Here is a 19,138-nt window from a genome sequence, read left to right on the forward strand (position 1 = left end):
CCGGTTCGGTTGCCAAACTACTGCCTAGATTAAAAACTGGCCGGGGTGTGGGCGCTGACGATGCGACAGGTCTGCCCCGACGGATTGTTGAAGCTGTGGGGCTCGCCGGTGTCGATCACATAGCTGTCGCCCGCCTCCAGCGGATAACTCTGGCCCGCCACCGTCAGGACCACAGATCCCTCCAGCACGGTGCCAACCTCCTCCCCCTGATGGGTCACCTGACCGCCGGTGTCGGTGCCGGGGGGATAGGTTTCCAGCATAAAGCCGAGCTGGCGGCGGTTGTTGCCGTTGTGCACCAGCTTGAGAGATACCCCCTGACTGCCCAGCTCGATCAGCTGATCAGCCTTGATCACCACCTCCGGGGTGCGGCTCTCCTCCTCGGCGAAGAAGCGCGACAGCGGCAAGCCATAGACGGTGAGCAGCTTTTGCAGGGAGGCAACCGACGGGCTCACCTTGTCCTGCTCGATCATGCAGATGGCGCCGTGGGTCAGGCCGCTCAGTTCGGCCGCCCGCCGCTGGGAGAGCCCCAGCTGATGGCGCACCGCCGCCAATCGTTCCCCCATGGTGTGCGCCCCTGCGTCTGCCGCACCCAGCCCACGGGCCACGCTCTCCCTGCTCTGTGGCCCGCTCATGGCAAGCCCCCTCTTGCTGCGCTATCTCTGCATCCTTGCATCATCAGCCTCCCTGCTCGCGCGTGATCGCATAGGGTCACGCGTGGCCTGTTTACCCTACTGGTTAAAATAGCCGACCAGCTTTCCCTTGCCGTTCACTATGTTACACAGCGCAACCGTTCATTATTTTGCACACCTGATTTACCATCTCCCGGTCGCTTGCCCACTTGCAGCCAGCAAGCGAACGGGGAAAAACGCGCTACACAGCCCATTTTCTAGCATGACGCCCCCCAGCAATTCAAATATATTTAACACTTGAAAAACATTTCAGCTCAAATTATGGTCTTCCTGTGCTTATTATTTTATACGGCAGCGGCGCAGGAAGGGTCGGCTTACTCCGGCAACCAGCTGCTCTGACCCACACTCGAGGCTTCTCATGTCAGGAACAACATCTCACTCCAGCTTGATCACATCCCGCGCCTATATAGATGGACAGTGGTGCCATGCCGCCAGCGGCCGCACCTTCGAGGTCACCAACCCCGCCAGCGGCGCCGTCATTACCCAGGTGCCCGACATGGATGCCGAGGATACCCGCCGCGCCATCGCCGCCGCCCACGCAGCGCAACCCGCCTGGGCCGCGCTGACCGCCAAGGAGCGCAGCAACAAGCTCTACGCCTGGTTTGCCGCCATCACCGCCCACAGCGACGAGCTGGCCCGCATCATGACCTGCGAGCAGGGCAAACCGCTGGCGGAAGCCAAGGGCGAGGTGGCCTACGGCGCCAGCTTTATCCAGTGGTTCGCCGAGGAGGGCAAGCGTGCCTATGGCCGCACCATCCCGGGCTTTAGCGGCGATCGCCGGTTGGCTACCATCAAGCAGCCGGTCGGGGTCGTCGCCGCCATCACCCCGTGGAACTTCCCGATTGCCATGATCACCCGCAAGGCGGGTCCGGCGCTGGCCGCTGGTTGCACCATCGTTATCAAGCCCGCCGCCGAGACCCCGCTCTGTGCACTGGCGCTGGCGCTGCTTGCCGAGCAGGCGGGTATCCCCGCCGGGGTCATCAATATCGTCACCAGCCATCAGGCGAGCGCAGTGGGCAACGAGCTGTGCAGCAATCCGGTGGTGCGCAAGCTCTCCTTCACCGGCTCCACCCGCATCGGCAAGCTGCTGATGCGCCAGTGCGCCGATACCATGAAGAAGCTGTCGCTGGAGCTGGGTGGCAACGCCCCCTTTATCGTCTTTGACGACGCCGACCTCGATGCCGCGGTGGCCGGGGCGCTCGCCTCCAAATACCGCAACGCCGGGCAGACCTGCGTCTGCGCCAACCGCATTCTGGTGCAGGCCAGCGTCTACGACGCCTTCGCCGAGAAGCTGACCGCCGCCGTCAAGGCCTTCAAGGTGGGGGATGGCATGGCGGAGGGCACCCAGATTGGCCCACTGATCAACCCCGCCGCCGCCAGCAAGGTGGCCGAACTGGTGCAGCAATCGGTCGCCGCCGGTGCCGAACTGCTGCTGGGGGGCGAAGCCCACCCCGCTGGCCCCCTCTTCTACCGCCCCACCATTCTGGGCAAGGTGGCTAAAACCAACCCCATCCTGCAGGAGGAGATCTTCGGCCCGGTCGCGCCGCTGGTGTGCTTCGAGAGCGAAGCCGAGGCCATCGCCATCGCCAACGACACCCCCTACGGGCTCGCTGCCTACTTCTATGGCCGTGACATCGCCCGGGTGTGGCGGGTGGCCGAGCAGCTGGAATACGGCATGGTCGGCATCAACGAAGGGATCATCTCAACCGAATTGGCCCCCTTTGGCGGCATCAAGGAGTCGGGTCTGGGCCGCGAAGGAGCCGCCGAGGGGCTGGAGGAGTATCTGGAGACCAAATACCTCTGCTTTGGCGCCATTCGCTAGGGCAGCAGGGCCAAGACATCCCATTCACAGATGTCTTGGCCGCCCAATCCATCGCTTTGATAGATAGATGCAGCAGCTCATCCTAGGCGGCAGGGGGCTAAATGTGGCCCACTGTTCACCGCAAGAGGGCTGCTGCAGAGCAAACCACAGGCTGCCGATCTGCACCGATCGGCGGCAATGGGCGACAGATCGCCCGCCACATTTTCAGGGAATATCGGGGCTGCGGCCCCTCAGGGAGGAAAGATGAGTCAGTCAGAATCAAACAAGGCGTGGCAAGCGCGCCGCGAAGCGGCCGTGGTCAACGGCGTCGGCACCCTGCTGCCGGTCTTTATCGACCGGGCGCAAAACGCCGAGCTGTGGGATGTGGAGGGCAACCGCTACATCGACTTTGCCTCCGGCATCGCCGTGCTCAACACCGGCCACAACCACCCCAAAGTGGTGGCGGCGGTGCGCGAACAGCTGGAAAAATTCAGCCACACCTGCTTTCAGGTCACCCCTTACCCCGGCTATATCGAGCTGGCAGAAAAGCTCAACGCCCTGGTGCCCGGCCCTACGCCGAAGCGCACCCTGTTTCTCTCCACTGGCGCCGAGGCGGTAGAGAACGCCATCAAGATTGCCCGCGCCCACACCGGCCGCAGCGGCACCATCGCCTTCAAGGGGGGCTTTCACGGCCGCACCATGATGGGCATGGCGCTCACCGGCAAGGTGGTGCCCTATAAGACCGGCTTTGGCCCCTTCCCCGGCGAGGTCTACCACATCCCCTTCCCCGCCGATTATCTCGGGGTGAGTGAAGAGGATGCCCTGCACGCCCTCGACCTCTGCTTCAGCGCCGATATCGAGCCATCCCGCGTGGCCGCCATCATCATCGAGCCGGTGCAGGGTGAAGGGGGCTTCTATCCCGCCTCCCCGAGCTTTATGCAGAAGCTGCGCAGCGTCTGCGACCAGCACGGCATTCTGCTGATTTGCGACGAGATCCAGAGCGGTTTCTGCCGCACCGGCAAGACCTTCGCCACCGAGTATTCGGGGGTTGAACCCGACATCATGACCCTGGCCAAGAGTCTGGCGGGGGGTTTCCCGCTGTCTGCCGTGGTGGGCAAGGCAGAGATCATGAACTCGGCCAAGCCGGGTGGTCTGGGTGGCACCTATGCGGGATCCCCCATCGCCTGCGCCGCGGCACTGGCGGTATTGCAGGTGATCGATGAGGAAAAACTCAACCAGAAAGCGCTGGATCAGGGCGAGCAGATCAAGGCGGGGCTGGAACGCATAGCCGAGCGTTTTGACTGCATAGGTCAAATTCGCGGCCCCGGTGCCATGGTGGCCATGGAGCTGGTGAAACAGCGCGATGCCAGCCAGCCCGATCCCGACCTCACCAAACGACTGGTGGCCGAGGCGGGCAAGCGCGGTCTGGTCCTGCTCTCATGCGGGGTGCGCGCAAATGTCATCCGTTTTCTCGCCCCCCTGACTGCCCCTGCGGCAGTGATTGACGAGGGGCTGCAACTCCTTGAAAAATCACTGGAGGCCGTGCTGGCCTGACCAGCAGGAAAGTGACCGCTCACCTGTGCAAATAAATGCAATTTTGCCCCCTTTTTTTCTTGTCAAGGGGGCCCTGCAAATGCACAATGCGCCGCCACTGAAAGAACCGATGTAAAACAATGGCATCGGTTCTTTTTTAACCAGTGAACAAACCCATAAACGAGGCCGGATCACCCCCGGAAAAGATAGCGAGATTGGCAGCAATCTCCCGACACCACATTCTGTGAGGAACAACATGGGGCATCTCAATGCTTTCCAACCGGCCATGGCCGGTGTGCGCCGCCCTGGCGCCCTTGATTCCCGGGCCTCTCTCCCGGTTTCGTTGATGGACCGTGCCACTCTGGCACTGCATGAGGAACATGCATAATGGCGGCCCAACAGGTTGGTCTGAAAAAGACCCTCAAGCTGTGGCAAGTCGTGGTTATGGGACTGGCGTACCTCACCCCCATGGCGGTGTTCGACACCTTCGGCATCGTCACCGAGATCACCGAAGGCCATGTGCCGACCGCCTACCTGTTTGCCCTGATCGGCATGCTGTTCACTGCCCTGAGCTACGGCCATCTGGTGCGCAAGTTCCCGTCAGCCGGCTCCGCCTATACCTATGCCCAGAAGGTGTTTCACCCCTATGTCGGCTTTATGGTGGGCTGGACTTCCCTGCTCGACTACATGTTCATGCCGATGATCAACATGCTGCTGGCCAAGATCTATCTGGGCGCCCTGTTCCCTGAAGTGGAACCCTGGACCTATATCTTCGGTCTGGCGGTGGTGATGACCGCTCTCAACCTGCGCGGCATCAAGCTGGTAGCCAACTTCAACAGCCTGATTGTGGTGATGCAGTTCAGCATCATCGCCATCTTCATCGGACTGATCGCCTGGGGCGTTCACAACGGTGAAGGGCTGGGCACCGTGGCCAGCAGCCGTCCCTTCTTCTCGGAGCAGATCCAGGTGTCGCCGCTGCTGATGGGGGCCTCCATCCTCTGTCTGTCGTTCCTCGGCTTTGACGCCATCAGCACCCTGTCGGAAGAGACCCCGGACGCGGATCGGGTGATCCCGCGCGCTATCGTGCTGACGGCGCTGATTGGCGGTGTGCTGTTTGTCACCACCTCCTACTTCCTGCAGCTCTACTTCCCGGACATCTCCCGCTTCCAGCATCCGGATGCGGTGCTGCCGGAGATCGCCCTCTATGTCGGCGGCAAGCTGTTCCAGGCGGTGGTACTGGTTTGCACTACTGTGGCGGTGCTGGCCTCCGGGCTCGCCTCCCACGCCGGTGTCTCGCGCCTGCTCTACGTGATGGGTCGTGATCGCGCCCTGCCCGCCCGCTTCTTCGGTTACATCCATCCGAAGTGGCAGACCCCGGCGTTCAACGTGCTGCTGGTCGGCCTGCTGGCCCTCTCTGCGGTGTCGCTGGATCTGGAGATGGCGCTGGCGCTGATCAACTTCGGCGCCCTGGTGGCCTTCACCTTCGTCAATCTGGCGGTGATTGCCCACTTCTATGTGAAGCTCGGTCGCAACAAGTGTCTCAAGGATCACCTGATGTATCTGCTGCTGCCGCTCTGTGGCGCCGCCTGCATCGGGGTACTGTGGCTCAACCTCGAGCCCTCCTCCTTCGAGCTGGGGCTGATTTGGGCGGCGCTGGGGGCCATCTACCTGTTCCTGCGCCTCACCGTGTTCCGCATCCCGCTGCATACCGCTGACAAGGTGGAGATCGCCCAGTAATCACTGGCGCCCTCTACCGATAGAGAACAAGGAGCCTGCGGGCTCCTTGTTGTTTCTGTGGTGCGCGGGTTGCCAGCAGCGCTGGTTTCCCGAAGTGCAGTTTTTGCGAGAAGTGTGACTGATTTCAAATAACTACCCACCCGCACCGCTCGCCATGCCAAGGCCGTGGCCAAACTGCGCCATGGTCACAGTCATTAAAGTGAATGGATATGCAGCTAATGTTTTCCTCCACTCCCCCCTCTATCTCACCCGCCAGCCGATAACATGGCATGACCCGCTCACGGGCAGGTCATGGCAAATATGATCAGGATCAATGTTGAGGCTTTATGCACCCTGCAGCGCAGATTTGCCGTTTTTTCATACGCAACGGAAGGGGACGTTTACCCCCCCGAAAAAGGGGGGGAGGCCCGGGACGAGCCGCAGGGGGCGAGTGACCACTTACCTGCCACCCGGTTATGCAAAAAAATGCGGTTTTTCGGCCATTATTGCTTGTCAAGGGGGCTGACCGAATGCACAATACGCCGCCAATAAAGGACCGATGTTCACTGCGACATCGGTTTTTCTATTTTGAAGTGCAGTACAAACCCACCACAAGAGGCCGGAACGTTTCCGGAAGTGATATTCGAGATTGCCAAACAATCTCCCGACGTTGAGAGGATAACAATGGGGCGTTTTAATGCTTTCCTGCCGGTACAGCCCGGTATGCGCCTCCCCGGCGCCCTTGATGTACAGGCTTGCGAATCCATCGTATCCCTGCGCTCGTTGCAAGCACGTGCTGCGGCACTGATTGAGGAGAAAGCGTAATGGCATCGCAAAACGCCAAGCTGCTCAAGACCCTTACCCTGACACAAGTGATTGTGATGGGTCTGGCCTATCTGACCCCCATGGCTGTCTTCGACACCTTCGCCATCGTCGGTGACATCACCGAAGGCCGGGTCGCCACCGCCTATCTGCTGGCTCTGGGTGGCATCCTGCTCACCGCCTTCAGCTACGGTCATCTGGTACGCAAGTTCCCCTCTGCGGGCTCCGCCTATACCTATGCCCAGAAGGTGTTCAACCCCTACGTCGGTTTCATGGTCGGCTGGTCATCCCTGCTCGACTACATGTTCATGCCGATGATCAACATCCTCTTGGCCAAGATCTACCTGACCGCCATGTTCCCGGGCGTCGAGCCCTGGGTGTTCATCTTCGGTCTGGTGACCGTGATGACCTTCCTGAACCTGCGCGGCATCAATCTGGTGGCCAACTTCAACGGTCTGATCGTGGTGATCCAGCTCGCCATCATCACCCTCTTTATCGGCCTGATGGCGTGGGGCATCTACCACGGTGAAGGCGCTGGCACCCTGATGAGCAGCCGTCCGTTCCACTTCGACTCTGCCCAGATGGTGCCGCTCTTTACCGGTGCGACCATCCTCTGCTTCTCGTTCCTGGGCTTTGACGGTCTGAGCTCGCTCTCCGAAGAGACCCCGAACGCCGGCAAGGTGATCCCCAAGGCGATCGTGCTGACGGCCCTCATCGGTGGCGTCATCTTCGTGGTGGTCTCCTACTGCCTGCAGCTCTACTTCCCGAGCCTCTCCCGCTTCCAGCATCCGGATGCGGTACTGCCGGAGATCGCCCTCTACGTTGGCGGCACCTTCTTCCAGTCCGTGGTACTGGTCTGCACCACCGTTGCGGTGCTGGCCTCCGGCATGGCGGCTCACGCCGGTGTCTCGCGCATCCTCTACGTGATGGGGCGTGATCGGATGATCCCGGAGCGGGTGTTTGGCTACATCCACCCTAAATACCGCACCCCGGCCATCAACGTGCTGATGGTGGGCGGTCTGGCCCTCTCCGCAGTCTCCTTTGATCTGGATACCGCATTGGCGCTGGTCAACTTCGGCGCACTGGTGGCGTTCAGCTTCGTCAACCTGTCGGTGATCGGTCAGTTCTGGGTGCGCGAGAAGCGCAACAAGACCCTCAAGGATCACGTCATCTACCTGTTGATGCCGCTGCTCGGCGCTGCCACCATCGGTGCCCTGTGGATCAACCTGGAGCAAAGCTCGCTGGAGCTGGGCCTGATCTGGGCTGGCCTCGGCGTGACCTATCTGTTCCTGCGTCTGGCGGTTTTCCGCATCCCGTTCCGTCAGTACGAGGAAGCGGCTGACGCCTGATCCTCTGCGGATAACGGATACACAGAAGGGGAGCCATGGCTCCCCTTCTGTTATTTCACCGGCGCTATATCGCCGATTGTCGATGACCGACTGGCGACCCTTGTCGCCGCCCCCGGCAGCAGGCCGGAAGGCTGACTCATCAACCGTTGTTGATCACCGCAGTCGCAGCAGCCTTGAGCGGATCATTGGCCACCGCTTTGACATCCTTGTGGGCTTTTTTCAGCTGATCTTCAGCCTTGTCGGCCTTGCGCTGGGTCGCGTTGACATCATCGCGGACACCCTGCACGCTGTCGCTCGCCTTGTCGCGCAGATCGGCGGTGCCATTTTTCAGCTCGTCCTTCGCCTTCTCTTTCTGCTGACGCATCAGCATCTCGGTATCACAACGACCCTTGACCCCGACGGAGGCACCCATCGCCTCGTTCTTCAGCGCCTTGTCCAGATTGCACTCCGGCTGCAGCACTGACTTGGCCTGCACACCGATTGACAACAACCCGAGGGAAAGAGAGAGAACCCATGCTCGCATCACGCTTATTACTCCACGACTCAAAAGAAACGCCGCAGCATAGCGTCCCGCCCCGGGATCACAAGCCTTATTGTGTCGATAGTCACCTGGCCGCCGGATTATCGACCTGATCCGTCACCCCTTGTCGAACCGGCCCCGGAAAACCGCAGTCATCAAACCATCACAAAAGTGTCACTTTGTCATATTTCTGTCATTTACCACTGATTAAATGCGCGGGTCATCAACTACCCAAGACGGAACGACCGTCCCAAGAGGCTTTATGCAACACCATCACTCCTTGTCACAGCCGCCCGCGACCCGCGCCCTGTTCAACTGGATGAGTGTCATCGTACTGGTCTACCTGATCCTGGTCGCCGTGGGCGCCATCTCCCACGGCTTCAAAGATTTCTCCGGCGGCGCCGAGGGGGCAGCCCGGATCTTTGCCTTCGCCAACAACCCCTTTGTCGCCCTGCTGCTCGGTATTCTGGCCACCGCGCTGGTGCAATCCTCCAGCACCGTCACCTCGGTGATCGTCGGTCTGGTAGCGGGTGGCCTGCCCATCGGCATGGCCATCCCCATGGTGATGGGTGCCAATCTCGGCACCACCATCACCAACACCATCGTCTCCATGGGTCATATCCGTGACAGATCCGAGTTCCGCCGCGCCTTCGCCGCCGCCACCGTGCACGACTTCTTCAACCTGCTGGCGGTGTTTATCTTCCTGCCGCTGGAGCTGATGTTCGGCCTGCTGCAACACAGCGCCGAGTGGCTGGCCAACCTGCTGGTGGGCTCCGCCGACATGTCGATGAAGGGCATGGATTTCATGAAGCCGCTGACCGCACCGGCCCAGCAGCTGATCGACAGTGCCGTCGCCTTCCTGCCGGGCAAGGGTGCCGCCATCGCCACCATCGTCATCGGTATCCTGCTGATCCTCGCCTGCGTCACCTGGCTCGGCAAGGTGCTGCAACAGGTGCTGGTTGGCCGTGCCAAAGAGCTGCTGCACAAGGCGCTGGGCCGTGGCCCGCTGACCGGCATCACCTCGGGCGCACTGGTGACCATCATGGTGCAGTCCTCCTCCACCACCACCAGCCTGATGATCCCGCTGGCCGGTGGCGGCGTGTTCAGCACCCGTCAGCTCTACCCCTTCACCCTGGGGGCCAATATCGGTACCACCATCACCGCCCTGCTGGCTGCCACCGCCATCAGCGGAGCCGGTGCCCAGCTGGCCATGACCATTGCGCTGGTCCACGTGCTGTTCAACGTCTTCGCCGTGGTGCTCATCTATGGCATCCCCTTGCTGCGTGACCTGCCGGTGCGCGCCGCTGAGGGGCTGGCCCGGGTAGGCAGCGAGAACAAGCTGCTGGCACTGGGTTATGTGGCGGGTCTCTTCTTCGCCCTGCCCGCCCTGATGATGGTGGCCGCCAAGTAAGCGCCGCCGCCATGACAAGGGGCGAGTCACCGACTCGCCCCTTTTTGCATCTGCGTCACCGTGCTTTGCCTGCCCGCTCACATCCTCCCGCCCTGTGGCTCGCCATCAGGAGCGGTGCGCGATAAGATGGCGCCCTCATTGCACTTTTTACATTTCATGGAACAGGAAAAACCGATGAAATTCATAATGATCGCGCTGCTGGTTGCCGGTGTGGCCTACTACTTCTACTCCAGCAGCAACAACAAAAAGCTGGCGGCCGACAACGTGCGGATTGGCGCCGAGTTCCTCGCCAGCAACAAGGACAAACCGCTGGTTACCACCACCGCCTCCGGCCTGCAGTACGAAGTGCTGACCCCGGGCACCGGCACCGTTCACCCCACTGCCACCAGCAAGGTGAAGGTGCACTACGAGGGCAAGCTGCTGGACGGCACCGTCTTTGACAGCTCGGTCGCTCGTGGCGAGCCCATCGAGTTTGGCCTCAATCAGGTGATCGCTGGCTGGACCGAAGGGGTACAGCTGATGGTGGAAGGTGAGAAGACCCGTTTCTACATCCCCGCCAACCTCGCCTACGGCGACCGCGCCGCGGGCAAAATCCCGCCGGGATCCGTGCTGATTTTTGACGTGGAGCTGCTGGGTATCCAGTAAGAGCGCAGAACGCTCCAGTGGCAATATCCCACTAAGCCTTCGTGCTGATTTTTGCTGTGGAACTGCCGGGCATTCAGTAACAGCGCGTGGCTCATTTCAAAACAGCCTGACTAAACCAGAGAGGGCCGACAAATCACTTGTCGGCCCTCTCTTTTTGCAACCCTCCTTGCCCTCATCCCGCTCTGCATAACGGCCCCCCGCCCACCTGTTGCCCACAAAAAAACCGCCCTAAGGCGGTTTTTTACAATGGGATGGCAGAGGCCAAAAAGGCGCAAGTCCGGTTAGATGGACTGCTCTTCGCCACCCAGAGCGGCAAACAGCGCCGGGATAAACTGGGCCAGCTCGGAGGTCACCAGCGCGAAGTCGGCATCCAGACGGGCGGCCGGATCTTCGCTGGTGACGTCGTCGTTCTGCTCACGCAGCTCTTCGCTGAACTTCAGGCGCTTGATGGAGAGATCATCCCCCAGCACGAAGCTGACGGTCTCGCCCCAGTTGAGGGCCAGTTTGGTCACCAGCTTGTCGTTGGCCAGGTGGTTCTTGATCTCGTCGGTCATCAGATCCTGCTGCTTGCAGCGGATGATGCCGCCGTGCTCCATGGCACTGCGCAGCTCGGCTTCGTCTTCCAAAGTGAAGGAAGCGGGCAGATTGCCCTCGTTCAGCCACTCGGTCATGGTGATCTCGGGCGGGTTCTTGAGAGCCACCGGCACCACCGGCAGGGAGCCGATGGATTTGCGCAACAGCGCCAGCAGATCGTCCGCCTTCTTGGCAGAACCTGCGTCCACCACCATTAAATTGTCGGCCGGATTGATCCAGGCGAAGGTCTGGCTGGTACGACTAAAGGCACGGGGCAGCAGGGTGTGGAGGATCTCCTCTTTCAGCGCTTCCTTCTCTTTCTTCTTGAGGGCGCGACCCTGTTCGAACTCGATCGCTTCTACCTTCTCGGCCAGCATCTCCTTGACCACGCTACCGGGCAGCATCTTCTCCTCTTTGCGGGCGCAGATGAGGATGTGGCCGGAGGCAGAGTGGGTCAGGGTTGAGCCGAATTTGCCAAGGGGCTTGACCCACCCGAAACGGGAGATGTCCTGACTGCCGCAAGGGGTGAAGGCACAGGCTTCCAGCTGGGTTTCCAGCTGATCCACGGTCAGGTCAAAGGGGCGGGTAAAGCGATAAATCTGCAGGTTTTTAAACCACATGGCGTCCTCGGTCTCTAGATTGTCCGGCGGGCATTGTACTAGAGAGGCGCTTTGTGATCAGCCAATCATTCTCGCTAAATAAAGGGCGATCGACCTCACAGGGTCTCATTTATAACACCTGAGCCCTTGCCAAGTTCCCCTAGACTGCGAGAGTGCCAGTTGTTAACAAGGATGAAATTATGTTACGGCCAAGTCGCTCGGAAGACATGGAAGAGGTCGTTGAAATCTGGCTGCTGGCCTCCCTGCAGGCCCACGATTTCGTCGATGCCTCCTGCTGGTGGCAGGCCCAGGAGGATCTGCGTACCCGCTACCTCGATCGCGCCGCCATCTGGGTGTTCGAGGAGCGCGGCGATCTGCTCGGTTTTATGGCGCTGGTGGATAACTATCTCGCCGCCCTCTTTGTGCGTCCCGACCGTCAGGGTCGCGGTGTCGGTCACGCCCTGCTGCAGGAGGCGAAGCGTCAGGGGGCGTCGCTCCACGCCCGGGTCTTTGTCGAGAACGATCAGGCGGTGCGTTTCTATCGCCGCCACGGTTTTGTCATCGAGGCCGAGGAGTCCGATCCCCTCACCGGCCACCCCCAATACCGGATGTGCTGCGAACCGGCCTGAATCGATGCCAGCCCCCTGTTTTACTTGAAAAAAGCACGGGGCATCCTCATCTTGTCTCCATCGGGTGCCGCGGGCACCATCCCTGCAACCGGGCTGTTTTCCAATGAAAATCCTCCATACCGCCGACTGGCACCTTGGCCATCAACTTCATGGCCATGACCGCCGTTTTGAACACGATGCCTTTCTCGACTGGCTGAGCGACACCCTCAAGGCGCGCGAGATCGACGCCCTGCTGGTGGCGGGCGATCTGTTTGATACCGCCAATCCCCCCGCCAGCGCCTGGCAACAGCTCTACCGTTTTCTGGCGCGGCTGCGCGCCGAGATGCCCCACCTCAACATGGTGCTGATCGGCGGCAACCACGACTCCCCCTCCAAGCTCGATGCTCCCCACGAGCTGCTGCGGGCCTTTGATCTGCATCTGGTGGGCAGCATCAGCCGCGACAGTGAGGGCAAGCTCGAGACTGACCGCCTGCTGGTACCGCTGCAAGACCGAGAGGGCAACATTGCCGCCTGGTGCGCCGCCGTGCCGTTCCTGCGCAGCAGCGATCTGCGGGTGGAGCCGTTGGAAGAGGGGCAGGACAGGCTGATCGAAGGGGTACGCCAAGTCTACGCCGAGGTATTGGCCGAGGGGCGCGCCCGCTGCGGGGAGGAGCTGCCGCTGATCGCCATGGGCCACGCCTATCTGGCGGCGGGCCAGCTCTCGGAGCTGTCGGAGCGGCGGGTGCTCGGCGGCAACCAGCACGCCCTGCCTGCCGACCTTTTCGCCGCGGCTGATTACACGGCGCTTGGTCACCTCCATCTGGCCCAGAGTCCGGCCGAGGGGGTGCACTACAGCGGCTCGCCGCTGCCGCTGTCGCTTGCCGAAGCGAACTACAACCATCAGGTGCTGGAAGTGACCTTTACGAGGGGGAAACTGGCCGGGCTGGAGCGGATCCCGGTGCCCCGCGCGGTGGAGATGATCCGCCTGCCCCAGAGCAGCCTCGACGAGGCGCTGAACGCCATCGCATCGCTCGAGCTGCCTGCTTGTCCACAAGAGGCACAACCCTTCCTGGAAGTGCGGCTGCGGCTGCCCAAGCCCGAGGCCCGCATCCGTGAGCGCATTCTGGCGGCCATCACCGACAAACCGGTGCGTCTGGCCCGCATCAGCACCCAGTATCAGGGCTCGGGCGAAGGGCTGGCCGACGGTCGCGAGCGGCGCCGGCTCGATGAGCTATCCCCCACCGAGGTGTTTCGCCTCTGCTATCAGCGCCAGTTTGAAGGGGAGCCCGAAGCACAACTGGTCGCCTCGTTTGAAGAGATCCTGGAGCAGGTGAAGGAGTCTAATGTATGAAAATCTTGTCTCTGTCAGGTGAAAATCTGGCCAGTCTGACCGGCCCCTTCACCATCGACTTTACCAGAGGAGCGCTCGGCGCCGCCGGCCTGTTTGCCATCACCGGCAATACCGGTGCGGGCAAGAGCACCCTGCTCGATGCCATTTGTCTCGCCCTCTACGACGAGATGCCGCGCTTTATCGCCAATCGCAAGAATGTGGCCGAAGTGGGCCGCATGGATGACGAAGAGAAGCTCAAGGCCAACGACGTGCGCGGTATCCTCAGTCGCGGCCACGCCAGCGGCTTTGCCGAGGTGCAGTTTCGCGGCTGCGATGGCCGGATCTGGCTGGCCCGCTGGGCGGTGCGCCGCGCCCGCAACCGCTCCGAGGGGCGCTTTCAGGCGCAGGAGCGCACCCTGACCGATGTGGAGTCGGGGCAGGTTTTCTCCGGCAGCAAGCGGGATCTGCAGGATCGCATCGACGAGCTGGTGGGCCTCTCCTGGGAGCAGTTCCGCCGCGCGGTGATCCTGCCGCAGGGGGAGTTTGCCGCCTTCCTCAAATCGGACGCCAACGAGCGCTCCGCCCTGCTCGAACGGATGACCGGCACCGAGCTCTACTCCGCCATCTCTATCCAGACCTATGAACGGGCGCGGGAAGAGCAGCAGAAGCTGGCCACCATTGCCCAACGCCTCGGCGACGTGGCGCTGATGGACGACGCCACCCGCGAACAGTGGGTGAGCCAGCAAATAAGCCTCTCCACCACCCTCAAGCACGAGCAGCAGCAACAGCAACTGATGCAGGACTTGCGCGACCTCAACAGCCGCATTGCCGTCCAGATTCAGGGCTGCGCCGAGGGACAGGCGGCGCTCGATGCCGCCCTGCAGGCCCACGGCGCCGCTGCCCCCGAGCGCGAGGAGTTTGCCCGCGCCGAGCAGGCCCAGGTGGCCCGCGCCGATCACGACGAGCTGGCCCGTCTCACCCTTGAAGTGCAGCAGCAGGAGAAGGTGATCGCCGAGCTGGGCCCGGAGCTGGCCAAACTCGAGGAGCAGACCCAGCAGAGCGCGCTGACCGAGCAGCAGTTGCTGGCGGAGAAGATCGCCGCCGAGCGCGAGTGGGGTGCCCTGCAACCCGAACTCAAGCGGGCGCAGGAGCTCGATACCCGCATCCGGGAAAAAGTGCAGCAGTTGCAGAAGATCCAGCAAGAGGGGGCGCAGGAGCGGGAAGTCCAGCTCACCCTCGAGCAGGGCTGGCGCGAGCAGAGCCGACAGGTAGAGCTGCTCAAGCAGCAGCACCAGCAGTGGGGGCTCTGGCTCGAAGAGCACAAGGAGCTGGCGCCAGTGGCCCGCCAGTGGCAACCCCTGCTCACCGCCATGCAGGATTGGGCCGACGATGCCGACAAGCTGCAACAGCAGCTCATCCTGCGGGATCACAAGCTGCGCGCCCTGCAGCAGTTGCAGCGCCAGCTGGAGCAAGGCCAGCAGGAGCGCGACTACTGGCAACAGGAGCAGGCGCGGCTGCAACAGCAACAGCACGAGCTGCAGGAGCTGCAGTGGGAGAGCCGCCTCGCCAAGGCGCAGGAGCAGTGGCAACAGCAGACCGAGCAACTGGGTCAACTGCGCCAGCTGCTGGAGCTGGCCGATTACGGCCGCAACCACGGCGAGCAGCATGGCCGTCTGCAGCAGGAGATTGCCCAGCTGGAGCAGGCGCTGAGCAAACTCGCCACCCTAGGCGAAGAGCTGGCGCCCGCCCGCGAGCGGCTCGCCCTGCAGCGGGATGAGGCGCGCCATGCGCTGGAGCAGTCCCGGGCGGTGGCCACTTTCGAGCAGTATCGCCATATTCTGAGCGATGGCTCCCCCTGCCCGCTGTGCGGTGCCGAGGAGCATCCCTACAGCCAGAGCCAACCGCAGGTAGCGGGGATCCTGGGTCAGCTGGCGGAGCGGGCCCGCAGTCTGGAGCTCGAATGGGAGCGGCTCAACCATCAATACATTCAATGCGAGAGCGAGCGTCAGGAGCTGGCCCGTCAGCTGGCAGTGCGTCAGCAACATCTGCCGGAGCTGGAGGCCCGCGCCGAGCAGCTGACCCAGCGCTGGCAACAAGTGGGGGGAGATACCCTGCTCGGTCATCCGCTGCCGCTGCGCCAGAGTCCAATCGAGTGGAACGAGCTGATGAGCACCCTGCTCGGCCATGGCCAGGCGCTGGAGCTGGGGTTGGCCCAGAGCCAGCAGCTGCTGCGTCAGGCCCAGCTCGGTCAGCAACAGTTGCAAGGGGTGCGTCAGCAACTGAGCCAGCTGGCGGCCCAACACCAGCAGTTTGACCAGCAGTGGCAGGAGGCCGACCGCCAGCGCATCGCGCTGGAAGGAGAGGTAAAGGGGATGGGCGAGCAGGAAGCGACCCTGCGCCAGCGCCTCGAACAGGGTGCCCAGCGCCTCGACGAGCAGATGGGCGGCCAACCGTGGCGCCAGTGGCTCGGCAGCCAGCAGTGGCACGAATGGCAGCGGGCCTGCGAAGCCTGGCTGCACGGCCAGAGCGAGTGGGAGCGGCTGGCCAGCGAGATCGCCAGCCTGACCCCTGCCCTGAGCGCACAGGAGGCGCGCCTGCAGACCCAGCGCGAGCTGCTGCACAAGTTGGAGCGGGACTACAAGGAGCACGAACAGCAGCGTCAGGGGCTGCTCACCAGCCGCAGCGGCTGTCTCGGCGGTGAGGAGATCCCGCTGGTCGAGAGCCGCTGGCAACAACGGCTGCAACAGCTCGCCAGCGAACTGGAGCTGATGCAAAGCGGTGCCCGCGCTCTGCGGGAGCGGCAGACCGAGCTCAAGACCCGCCTCAGCCATGTGGAGCAGGAAAAGCAGACCAGCAGCCGCCGCAAGCGGGAGGTGCTGGGACGCTGGGCGGCCCACGCCAGCAACCTCGGCATCGCCGAGTATGACCTGCGCCGCCTGCTCGCCATCAGCCCCGATGAACTCAAGGCTCGGCGCACAGCCCTGCAAGGGCTGGAAGATGCCCTTGGCGAGGCGCGCACCCGCCTTGCCGAACGGCAACGGGCGCTGGCGCTGGAGGAGAGCAAGCGGGATCGCTATCGGGAGCACCATCCCGAGCTGGCCGCACTGCCGGATGCAGAGCTGAGCGATCAGCTGGCGGCACTCGATGCCCGCTGCCGCGCCCTTGAAGAGCAGCTGTTCGAGTGCAAGAGCAAGCTGGCACAGGCCGAAGCGGCTGCCCTCAAGGCAGGCAGCCTGCAACAGGAGCTGGCCGCCCAGCAGGCGGTGGCCGACCACTGGCAACAGCTGTGCGATCTGATTGGGCAGGCCAACGGTGCCAAGTTCCGCACCTTCGCCCAGAGCCTCACCCTCGAACGCCTGCTGCTGGAGGCCAACGCCCAGCTCGCCGAGCTGTCGCCGCGCTACCGGCTGGAGCGGGTACCCGGCACCGATCTGGCGCTGCAGGTGGTGGATCTCGACATGGGGGACGAGGTGCGCTCGGTGGACTCCCTCTCCGGTGGCGAGAGTTTTCTGGTGTCGCTGGCGCTGGCGCTGGCCCTCTCCAGCCTCTCGTCACGCCAGACCCAGGTCGAGTCGCTGTTTATTGACGAAGGGTTTGGCACCCTGGATCCGGACAGTCTGGATCTGGCGCTCGCCAGTCTCGACTCCCTGCAAGCCGCCGGTCGCCAGATCGGGGTCATCTCCCATGTCCAAACCCTGGTAGAACGGATCGGCGTGCAGATCAGGGTCGAAGCCCTCGGCGGTGGCGAGAGTCGGGTGCTGGTCCCCTGAGTCCCATCGGGTCAATCAGCAGCACCATCGGCTCAATCACCACGCCGTAAACAGCAAGACCCCGCCAATTGGCGGGGTCTTGCTGAGAGGCTATCAACCGAAGCGGTAGGCGCCCATGTAGAGGCTGCCGCCATCCCAACTGTCGTGCAGCCGGGTCGGAGCCACACCATCGGCCGCCCCCAGCGCCACAAAGAGCGGGCGCAGGTGGTCGTCGTGGGGATGGGACTCCACCGCTCCGGGAGCCAGCCGACGATAGTCGAGTAGTGCCAGTCGATCCTCGTCGGCCATCTTCTGCTCCAGCCAATCGACAAACTGGCTGGCCCACTCCGGTACTGGCGCGCCTTCCGGTGCCAGCGCCCGCAGGTTGTGGGTGATGGCGCCGGAGGCGAGGATGCCAATCCCCTGACTGCGCAGCGCCCCCAGCACCTCCCCCAGTTGCCACAACTGGGCCGGGGTGAAGCTCGCGGGGATGGAGATCTGCACCAGCGGGATCTCGCTCTCGGGGTCAATCAGGGAGAGCGGCGACCAGACCCCGTGATCCAGCTCGCGCCGCACCGGGGTGGCGGTCAGTCCGGCCAGCGCCAGCTGGTCGCTCACCCCTTGTTGCAGCCACTCGGGGCTGCTGGCAGGCCAGCGCATCCGGTAGAGGGGTTCGGGAAAGCCGTAAAAGTCGTACATCAGGGCCGGTTTGGGCTCGACGTTGATCTGCAGCTCGCGGCTGAACCAGTGGGCGGAGATGACCACCAGCCCCTTGAGCTTACCCAGACGCAGGGTTCGCAGAAAACGGGTGGCGGGTTGCTCACGCAGCATCAGATCCGGTGCGCCGTGAGAGATAAACCAGACGGGGGCGAGGGACATAAAGCGAACTCCAACAAGGTATCAGGGGCGATACCGGAGGGGATATCGCTGTTGGAATCGATTATCACCCCACGATTTCAGGTGAACAATCCAGCAAGATAGATAAGCACTATCAACCAATGGTTGATAATTTCACTCCTTCTCTCCTTCCTTCACACCTTCACGACCGGAAAACGGTAATAGATATCAAGGCTGCGGCGCATCCGGCAGCGGTCGGGGAGCACGAAGCGTCATCCGGGTCGCTGCACGGTGATCCTGCCACTCTCGCCACGCCAATCCCTCGGCAACCGCCTCCCCTTTTACCGGGTGGAAAAAGAGTGCGAGCAGACCAGCGTTGTCAGGCCAGTCGCGGGCTGGCAGCGCCTGAACCAGCAGCAGAGTGGTGCCCAGCAAGAGCAGAGTCCATCCGGTTTCATGGCTGTTTTTCATCCCGACCTCCTTCACCCGTGCGCCAATGAACTAACATTTTTGCGCAAGCCGGTGACAAGACGGTGACAGCGGGCGGGTGGTCATTTTACAACATCTGAACCTCAACCCGGCCAAACAACCACAGATGGCAACATTTGTATCCCTTCAGCCCTAACCTGTGGCCATATGCTCTAAAATGTGACTCACAGGAAAACGTTATCCCTGAAAAGAAAACGTTATCTGGTCAAAACGTTGTTTCTGGATCATAAAAAGATTCCAAAAACTGGTGTATATTGCTCGGCGGAAATTCCTTAACCATGAAGATTGACATGAAAAAGACCAAAATTGTCTGCACCATCGGTCCGAAGACCGAATCCAAAGAAATGCTGGCCAAAATGCTGGACGCCGGCATGAACGTCATGCGCCTGAACTTCTCCCACGGTGACTACGCCGAGCACGGCAGCCGCATCAGCAACCTGCGCGCTGTGATGGCCGAGACCGGCAAG

Annotated in this window: 16 protein-coding genes; 11 read left to right on the plus strand and 5 right to left on the minus strand. The window is 62.2% G+C overall.

Annotation, left to right across the window (positions count from 1 at the left end):
• Positions 1-29: 29 nt before the first annotated feature.
• On the minus strand, positions 30-632 hold the full coding sequence (puuR, locus tag BSP75_RS17930) for an HTH-type transcriptional regulator PuuR (protein ID WP_075114104.1): 603 nt from the start codon (positions 630-632) through the stop codon (positions 30-32).
• Between the two features lie 415 nt (positions 633-1,047).
• Here puuR and BSP75_RS17935 point away from each other — a divergent pair, with 415 nt between their 5' ends.
• The 5 genes from BSP75_RS17935 to BSP75_RS17955 all read left to right on the plus strand — a co-directional run bounded on the left by BSP75_RS17935 (position 1,048) and on the right by BSP75_RS17955 (position 7,910).
• On the plus strand, positions 1,048-2,511 hold the full coding sequence (locus tag BSP75_RS17935) for an NAD-dependent succinate-semialdehyde dehydrogenase (protein WP_075114105.1): 1,464 nt from the start codon (positions 1,048-1,050) through the stop codon (positions 2,509-2,511).
• Positions 2,512-2,754: 243 nt separating this feature from the next.
• The gene (gabT, locus tag BSP75_RS17940; RefSeq protein WP_075114106.1) at positions 2,755-4,044 is read left to right on the plus strand and encodes a 4-aminobutyrate--2-oxoglutarate transaminase; all 1,290 of its coding nucleotides are present in this window, start codon (positions 2,755-2,757) and stop codon (positions 4,042-4,044) included.
• A 366-nt stretch (positions 4,045-4,410) separates the two neighbouring features.
• Positions 4,411-5,760, plus strand: a complete 1,350-nt coding sequence (locus BSP75_RS17945; protein ID WP_042657529.1) for an APC family permease — start codon at positions 4,411-4,413, stop codon at positions 5,758-5,760.
• A gap of 663 nt (positions 5,761-6,423) precedes the next feature.
• Complete coding sequence (locus BSP75_RS21840) at positions 6,424-6,564, plus strand: hypothetical protein (protein ID WP_005338239.1); 141 nt, start codon at positions 6,424-6,426, stop codon at positions 6,562-6,564.
• Positions 6,564-7,910: an APC family permease gene (locus BSP75_RS17955; RefSeq protein ID WP_058054339.1), complete on the plus strand. Its 1,347-nt coding sequence runs from the start codon at positions 6,564-6,566 to the stop codon at positions 7,908-7,910. Before BSP75_RS21840 ends, BSP75_RS17955 begins: the two co-directional genes overlap by 1 nt.
• A 139-nt stretch (positions 7,911-8,049) precedes the next feature.
• On the opposite strand, the gene BSP75_RS17960 is transcribed toward BSP75_RS17955, so the two are convergent.
• Positions 8,050-8,433 carry a hypothetical protein gene (locus BSP75_RS17960; protein WP_075114107.1) on the minus strand — a complete coding sequence of 128 codons (384 nt, stop codon included), beginning with the start codon at positions 8,431-8,433 and terminating at the stop codon, positions 8,050-8,052.
• Positions 8,434-8,692: 259 nt separating this feature from the next.
• Here BSP75_RS17960 and BSP75_RS17965 point away from each other — a divergent pair, with 259 nt between their 5' ends.
• Both BSP75_RS17965 and BSP75_RS17970 read left to right on the plus strand, forming a co-directional pair.
• A complete protein-coding gene (locus BSP75_RS17965; protein ID WP_042657530.1) occupies positions 8,693-9,841 on the plus strand; it encodes a sodium:phosphate symporter in 1,149 nt (382 codons plus the stop codon).
• A gap of 174 nt (positions 9,842-10,015) precedes the next feature.
• The gene (locus BSP75_RS17970; protein ID WP_075114108.1) at positions 10,016-10,486 is read left to right on the plus strand and encodes an FKBP-type peptidyl-prolyl cis-trans isomerase; all 471 of its coding nucleotides are present in this window, start codon (positions 10,016-10,018) and stop codon (positions 10,484-10,486) included.
• Positions 10,487-10,767: 281 nt separating this feature from the next.
• Here BSP75_RS17970 and rdgC read toward each other — a convergent pair whose 3' ends face one another.
• A complete protein-coding gene (gene rdgC / locus BSP75_RS17975; protein WP_058054337.1) occupies positions 10,768-11,679 on the minus strand; it encodes a recombination-associated protein RdgC in 912 nt (303 codons plus the stop codon).
• Between the two features lie 179 nt (positions 11,680-11,858).
• On the opposite strand from rdgC, the gene BSP75_RS17980 reads away from it, so the two are divergent.
• From BSP75_RS17980 to BSP75_RS17990, 3 genes are all read left to right on the plus strand, one after another.
• A complete protein-coding gene (locus BSP75_RS17980) occupies positions 11,859-12,287 on the plus strand; it encodes a GNAT family N-acetyltransferase (RefSeq protein WP_075114109.1) in 429 nt (142 codons plus the stop codon).
• 103 nt (positions 12,288-12,390) lie between these two features.
• Positions 12,391-13,617, plus strand: coding sequence for an exonuclease SbcCD subunit D C-terminal domain-containing protein (locus BSP75_RS17985; RefSeq protein ID WP_075114110.1), 1,227 nt, complete (start codon positions 12,391-12,393; stop codon positions 13,615-13,617).
• On the plus strand, positions 13,614-17,366 hold the full coding sequence (locus BSP75_RS17990) for an AAA family ATPase (RefSeq protein WP_075114111.1): 3,753 nt from the start codon (positions 13,614-13,616) through the stop codon (positions 17,364-17,366). Before BSP75_RS17985 ends, BSP75_RS17990 begins: the two co-directional genes overlap by 4 nt.
• Before the next feature lie 93 nt (positions 17,367-17,459).
• On the opposite strand, the gene BSP75_RS17995 is transcribed toward BSP75_RS17990, so the two are convergent.
• The gene (locus BSP75_RS17995; RefSeq protein ID WP_075114112.1) at positions 17,460-18,224 is read right to left on the minus strand and encodes a class III extradiol ring-cleavage dioxygenase; all 765 of its coding nucleotides are present in this window, start codon (positions 18,222-18,224) and stop codon (positions 17,460-17,462) included.
• A 186-nt stretch (positions 18,225-18,410) separates the two neighbouring features.
• Positions 18,411-18,653 (minus strand): hypothetical protein, encoded by a 243-nt coding sequence (locus BSP75_RS18000; protein ID WP_075114113.1) that lies wholly within the window; start codon positions 18,651-18,653, stop codon positions 18,411-18,413.
• Between the two features lie 308 nt (positions 18,654-18,961).
• Between BSP75_RS18000 and BSP75_RS18005 the strand changes: the two genes are divergently transcribed.
• The coding region (locus BSP75_RS18005) for a pyruvate kinase (RefSeq protein ID WP_290439302.1) at positions 18,962-19,138 on the plus strand (177 nt) is incomplete at its 3' end.

The sequence above is a fragment of the Aeromonas sp. YN13HZO-058 genome (genome assembly GCF_001921245.1).
GTDB classification, from domain to species: domain Bacteria; phylum Pseudomonadota; class Gammaproteobacteria; order Enterobacterales; family Aeromonadaceae; genus Aeromonas; species Aeromonas allosaccharophila.

What these genes read in the sequence shown, in the direction of transcription:
- puuR (WP_075114104.1), bottom strand. Translation starts at nt 632, where the DNA reads ATGAGCGGGCCACAGAGCAGGGAGAGCGTGGCCCGTGGGCTGGGTGCG.
- BSP75_RS17935 (WP_075114105.1), top strand. Translation starts at nt 1,048, where the DNA reads ATGTCAGGAACAACATCTCACTCCAGCTTGATCACATCCCGCGCCTAT.
- gabT (WP_075114106.1), top strand. Translation starts at nt 2,755, where the DNA reads ATGAGTCAGTCAGAATCAAACAAGGCGTGGCAAGCGCGCCGCGAAGCG.
- BSP75_RS17945 (WP_042657529.1), top strand. Translation starts at nt 4,411, where the DNA reads ATGGCGGCCCAACAGGTTGGTCTGAAAAAGACCCTCAAGCTGTGGCAA.
- BSP75_RS21840 (WP_005338239.1), top strand. Translation starts at nt 6,424, where the DNA reads ATGGGGCGTTTTAATGCTTTCCTGCCGGTACAGCCCGGTATGCGCCTC.
- BSP75_RS17955 (WP_058054339.1), top strand. Translation starts at nt 6,564, where the DNA reads ATGGCATCGCAAAACGCCAAGCTGCTCAAGACCCTTACCCTGACACAA.
- BSP75_RS17960 (WP_075114107.1), bottom strand. Translation starts at nt 8,433, where the DNA reads ATGCGAGCATGGGTTCTCTCTCTTTCCCTCGGGTTGTTGTCAATCGGT.
- BSP75_RS17965 (WP_042657530.1), top strand. Translation starts at nt 8,693, where the DNA reads ATGCAACACCATCACTCCTTGTCACAGCCGCCCGCGACCCGCGCCCTG.
- BSP75_RS17970 (WP_075114108.1), top strand. Translation starts at nt 10,016, where the DNA reads ATGAAATTCATAATGATCGCGCTGCTGGTTGCCGGTGTGGCCTACTAC.
- rdgC (WP_058054337.1), bottom strand. Translation starts at nt 11,679, where the DNA reads ATGTGGTTTAAAAACCTGCAGATTTATCGCTTTACCCGCCCCTTTGAC.
- BSP75_RS17980 (WP_075114109.1), top strand. Translation starts at nt 11,859, where the DNA reads ATGTTACGGCCAAGTCGCTCGGAAGACATGGAAGAGGTCGTTGAAATC.
- BSP75_RS17985 (WP_075114110.1), top strand. Translation starts at nt 12,391, where the DNA reads ATGAAAATCCTCCATACCGCCGACTGGCACCTTGGCCATCAACTTCAT.
- BSP75_RS17990 (WP_075114111.1), top strand. Translation starts at nt 13,614, where the DNA reads ATGAAAATCTTGTCTCTGTCAGGTGAAAATCTGGCCAGTCTGACCGGC.
- BSP75_RS17995 (WP_075114112.1), bottom strand. Translation starts at nt 18,224, where the DNA reads ATGTCCCTCGCCCCCGTCTGGTTTATCTCTCACGGCGCACCGGATCTG.
- BSP75_RS18000 (WP_075114113.1), bottom strand. Translation starts at nt 18,653, where the DNA reads ATGAAAAACAGCCATGAAACCGGATGGACTCTGCTCTTGCTGGGCACC.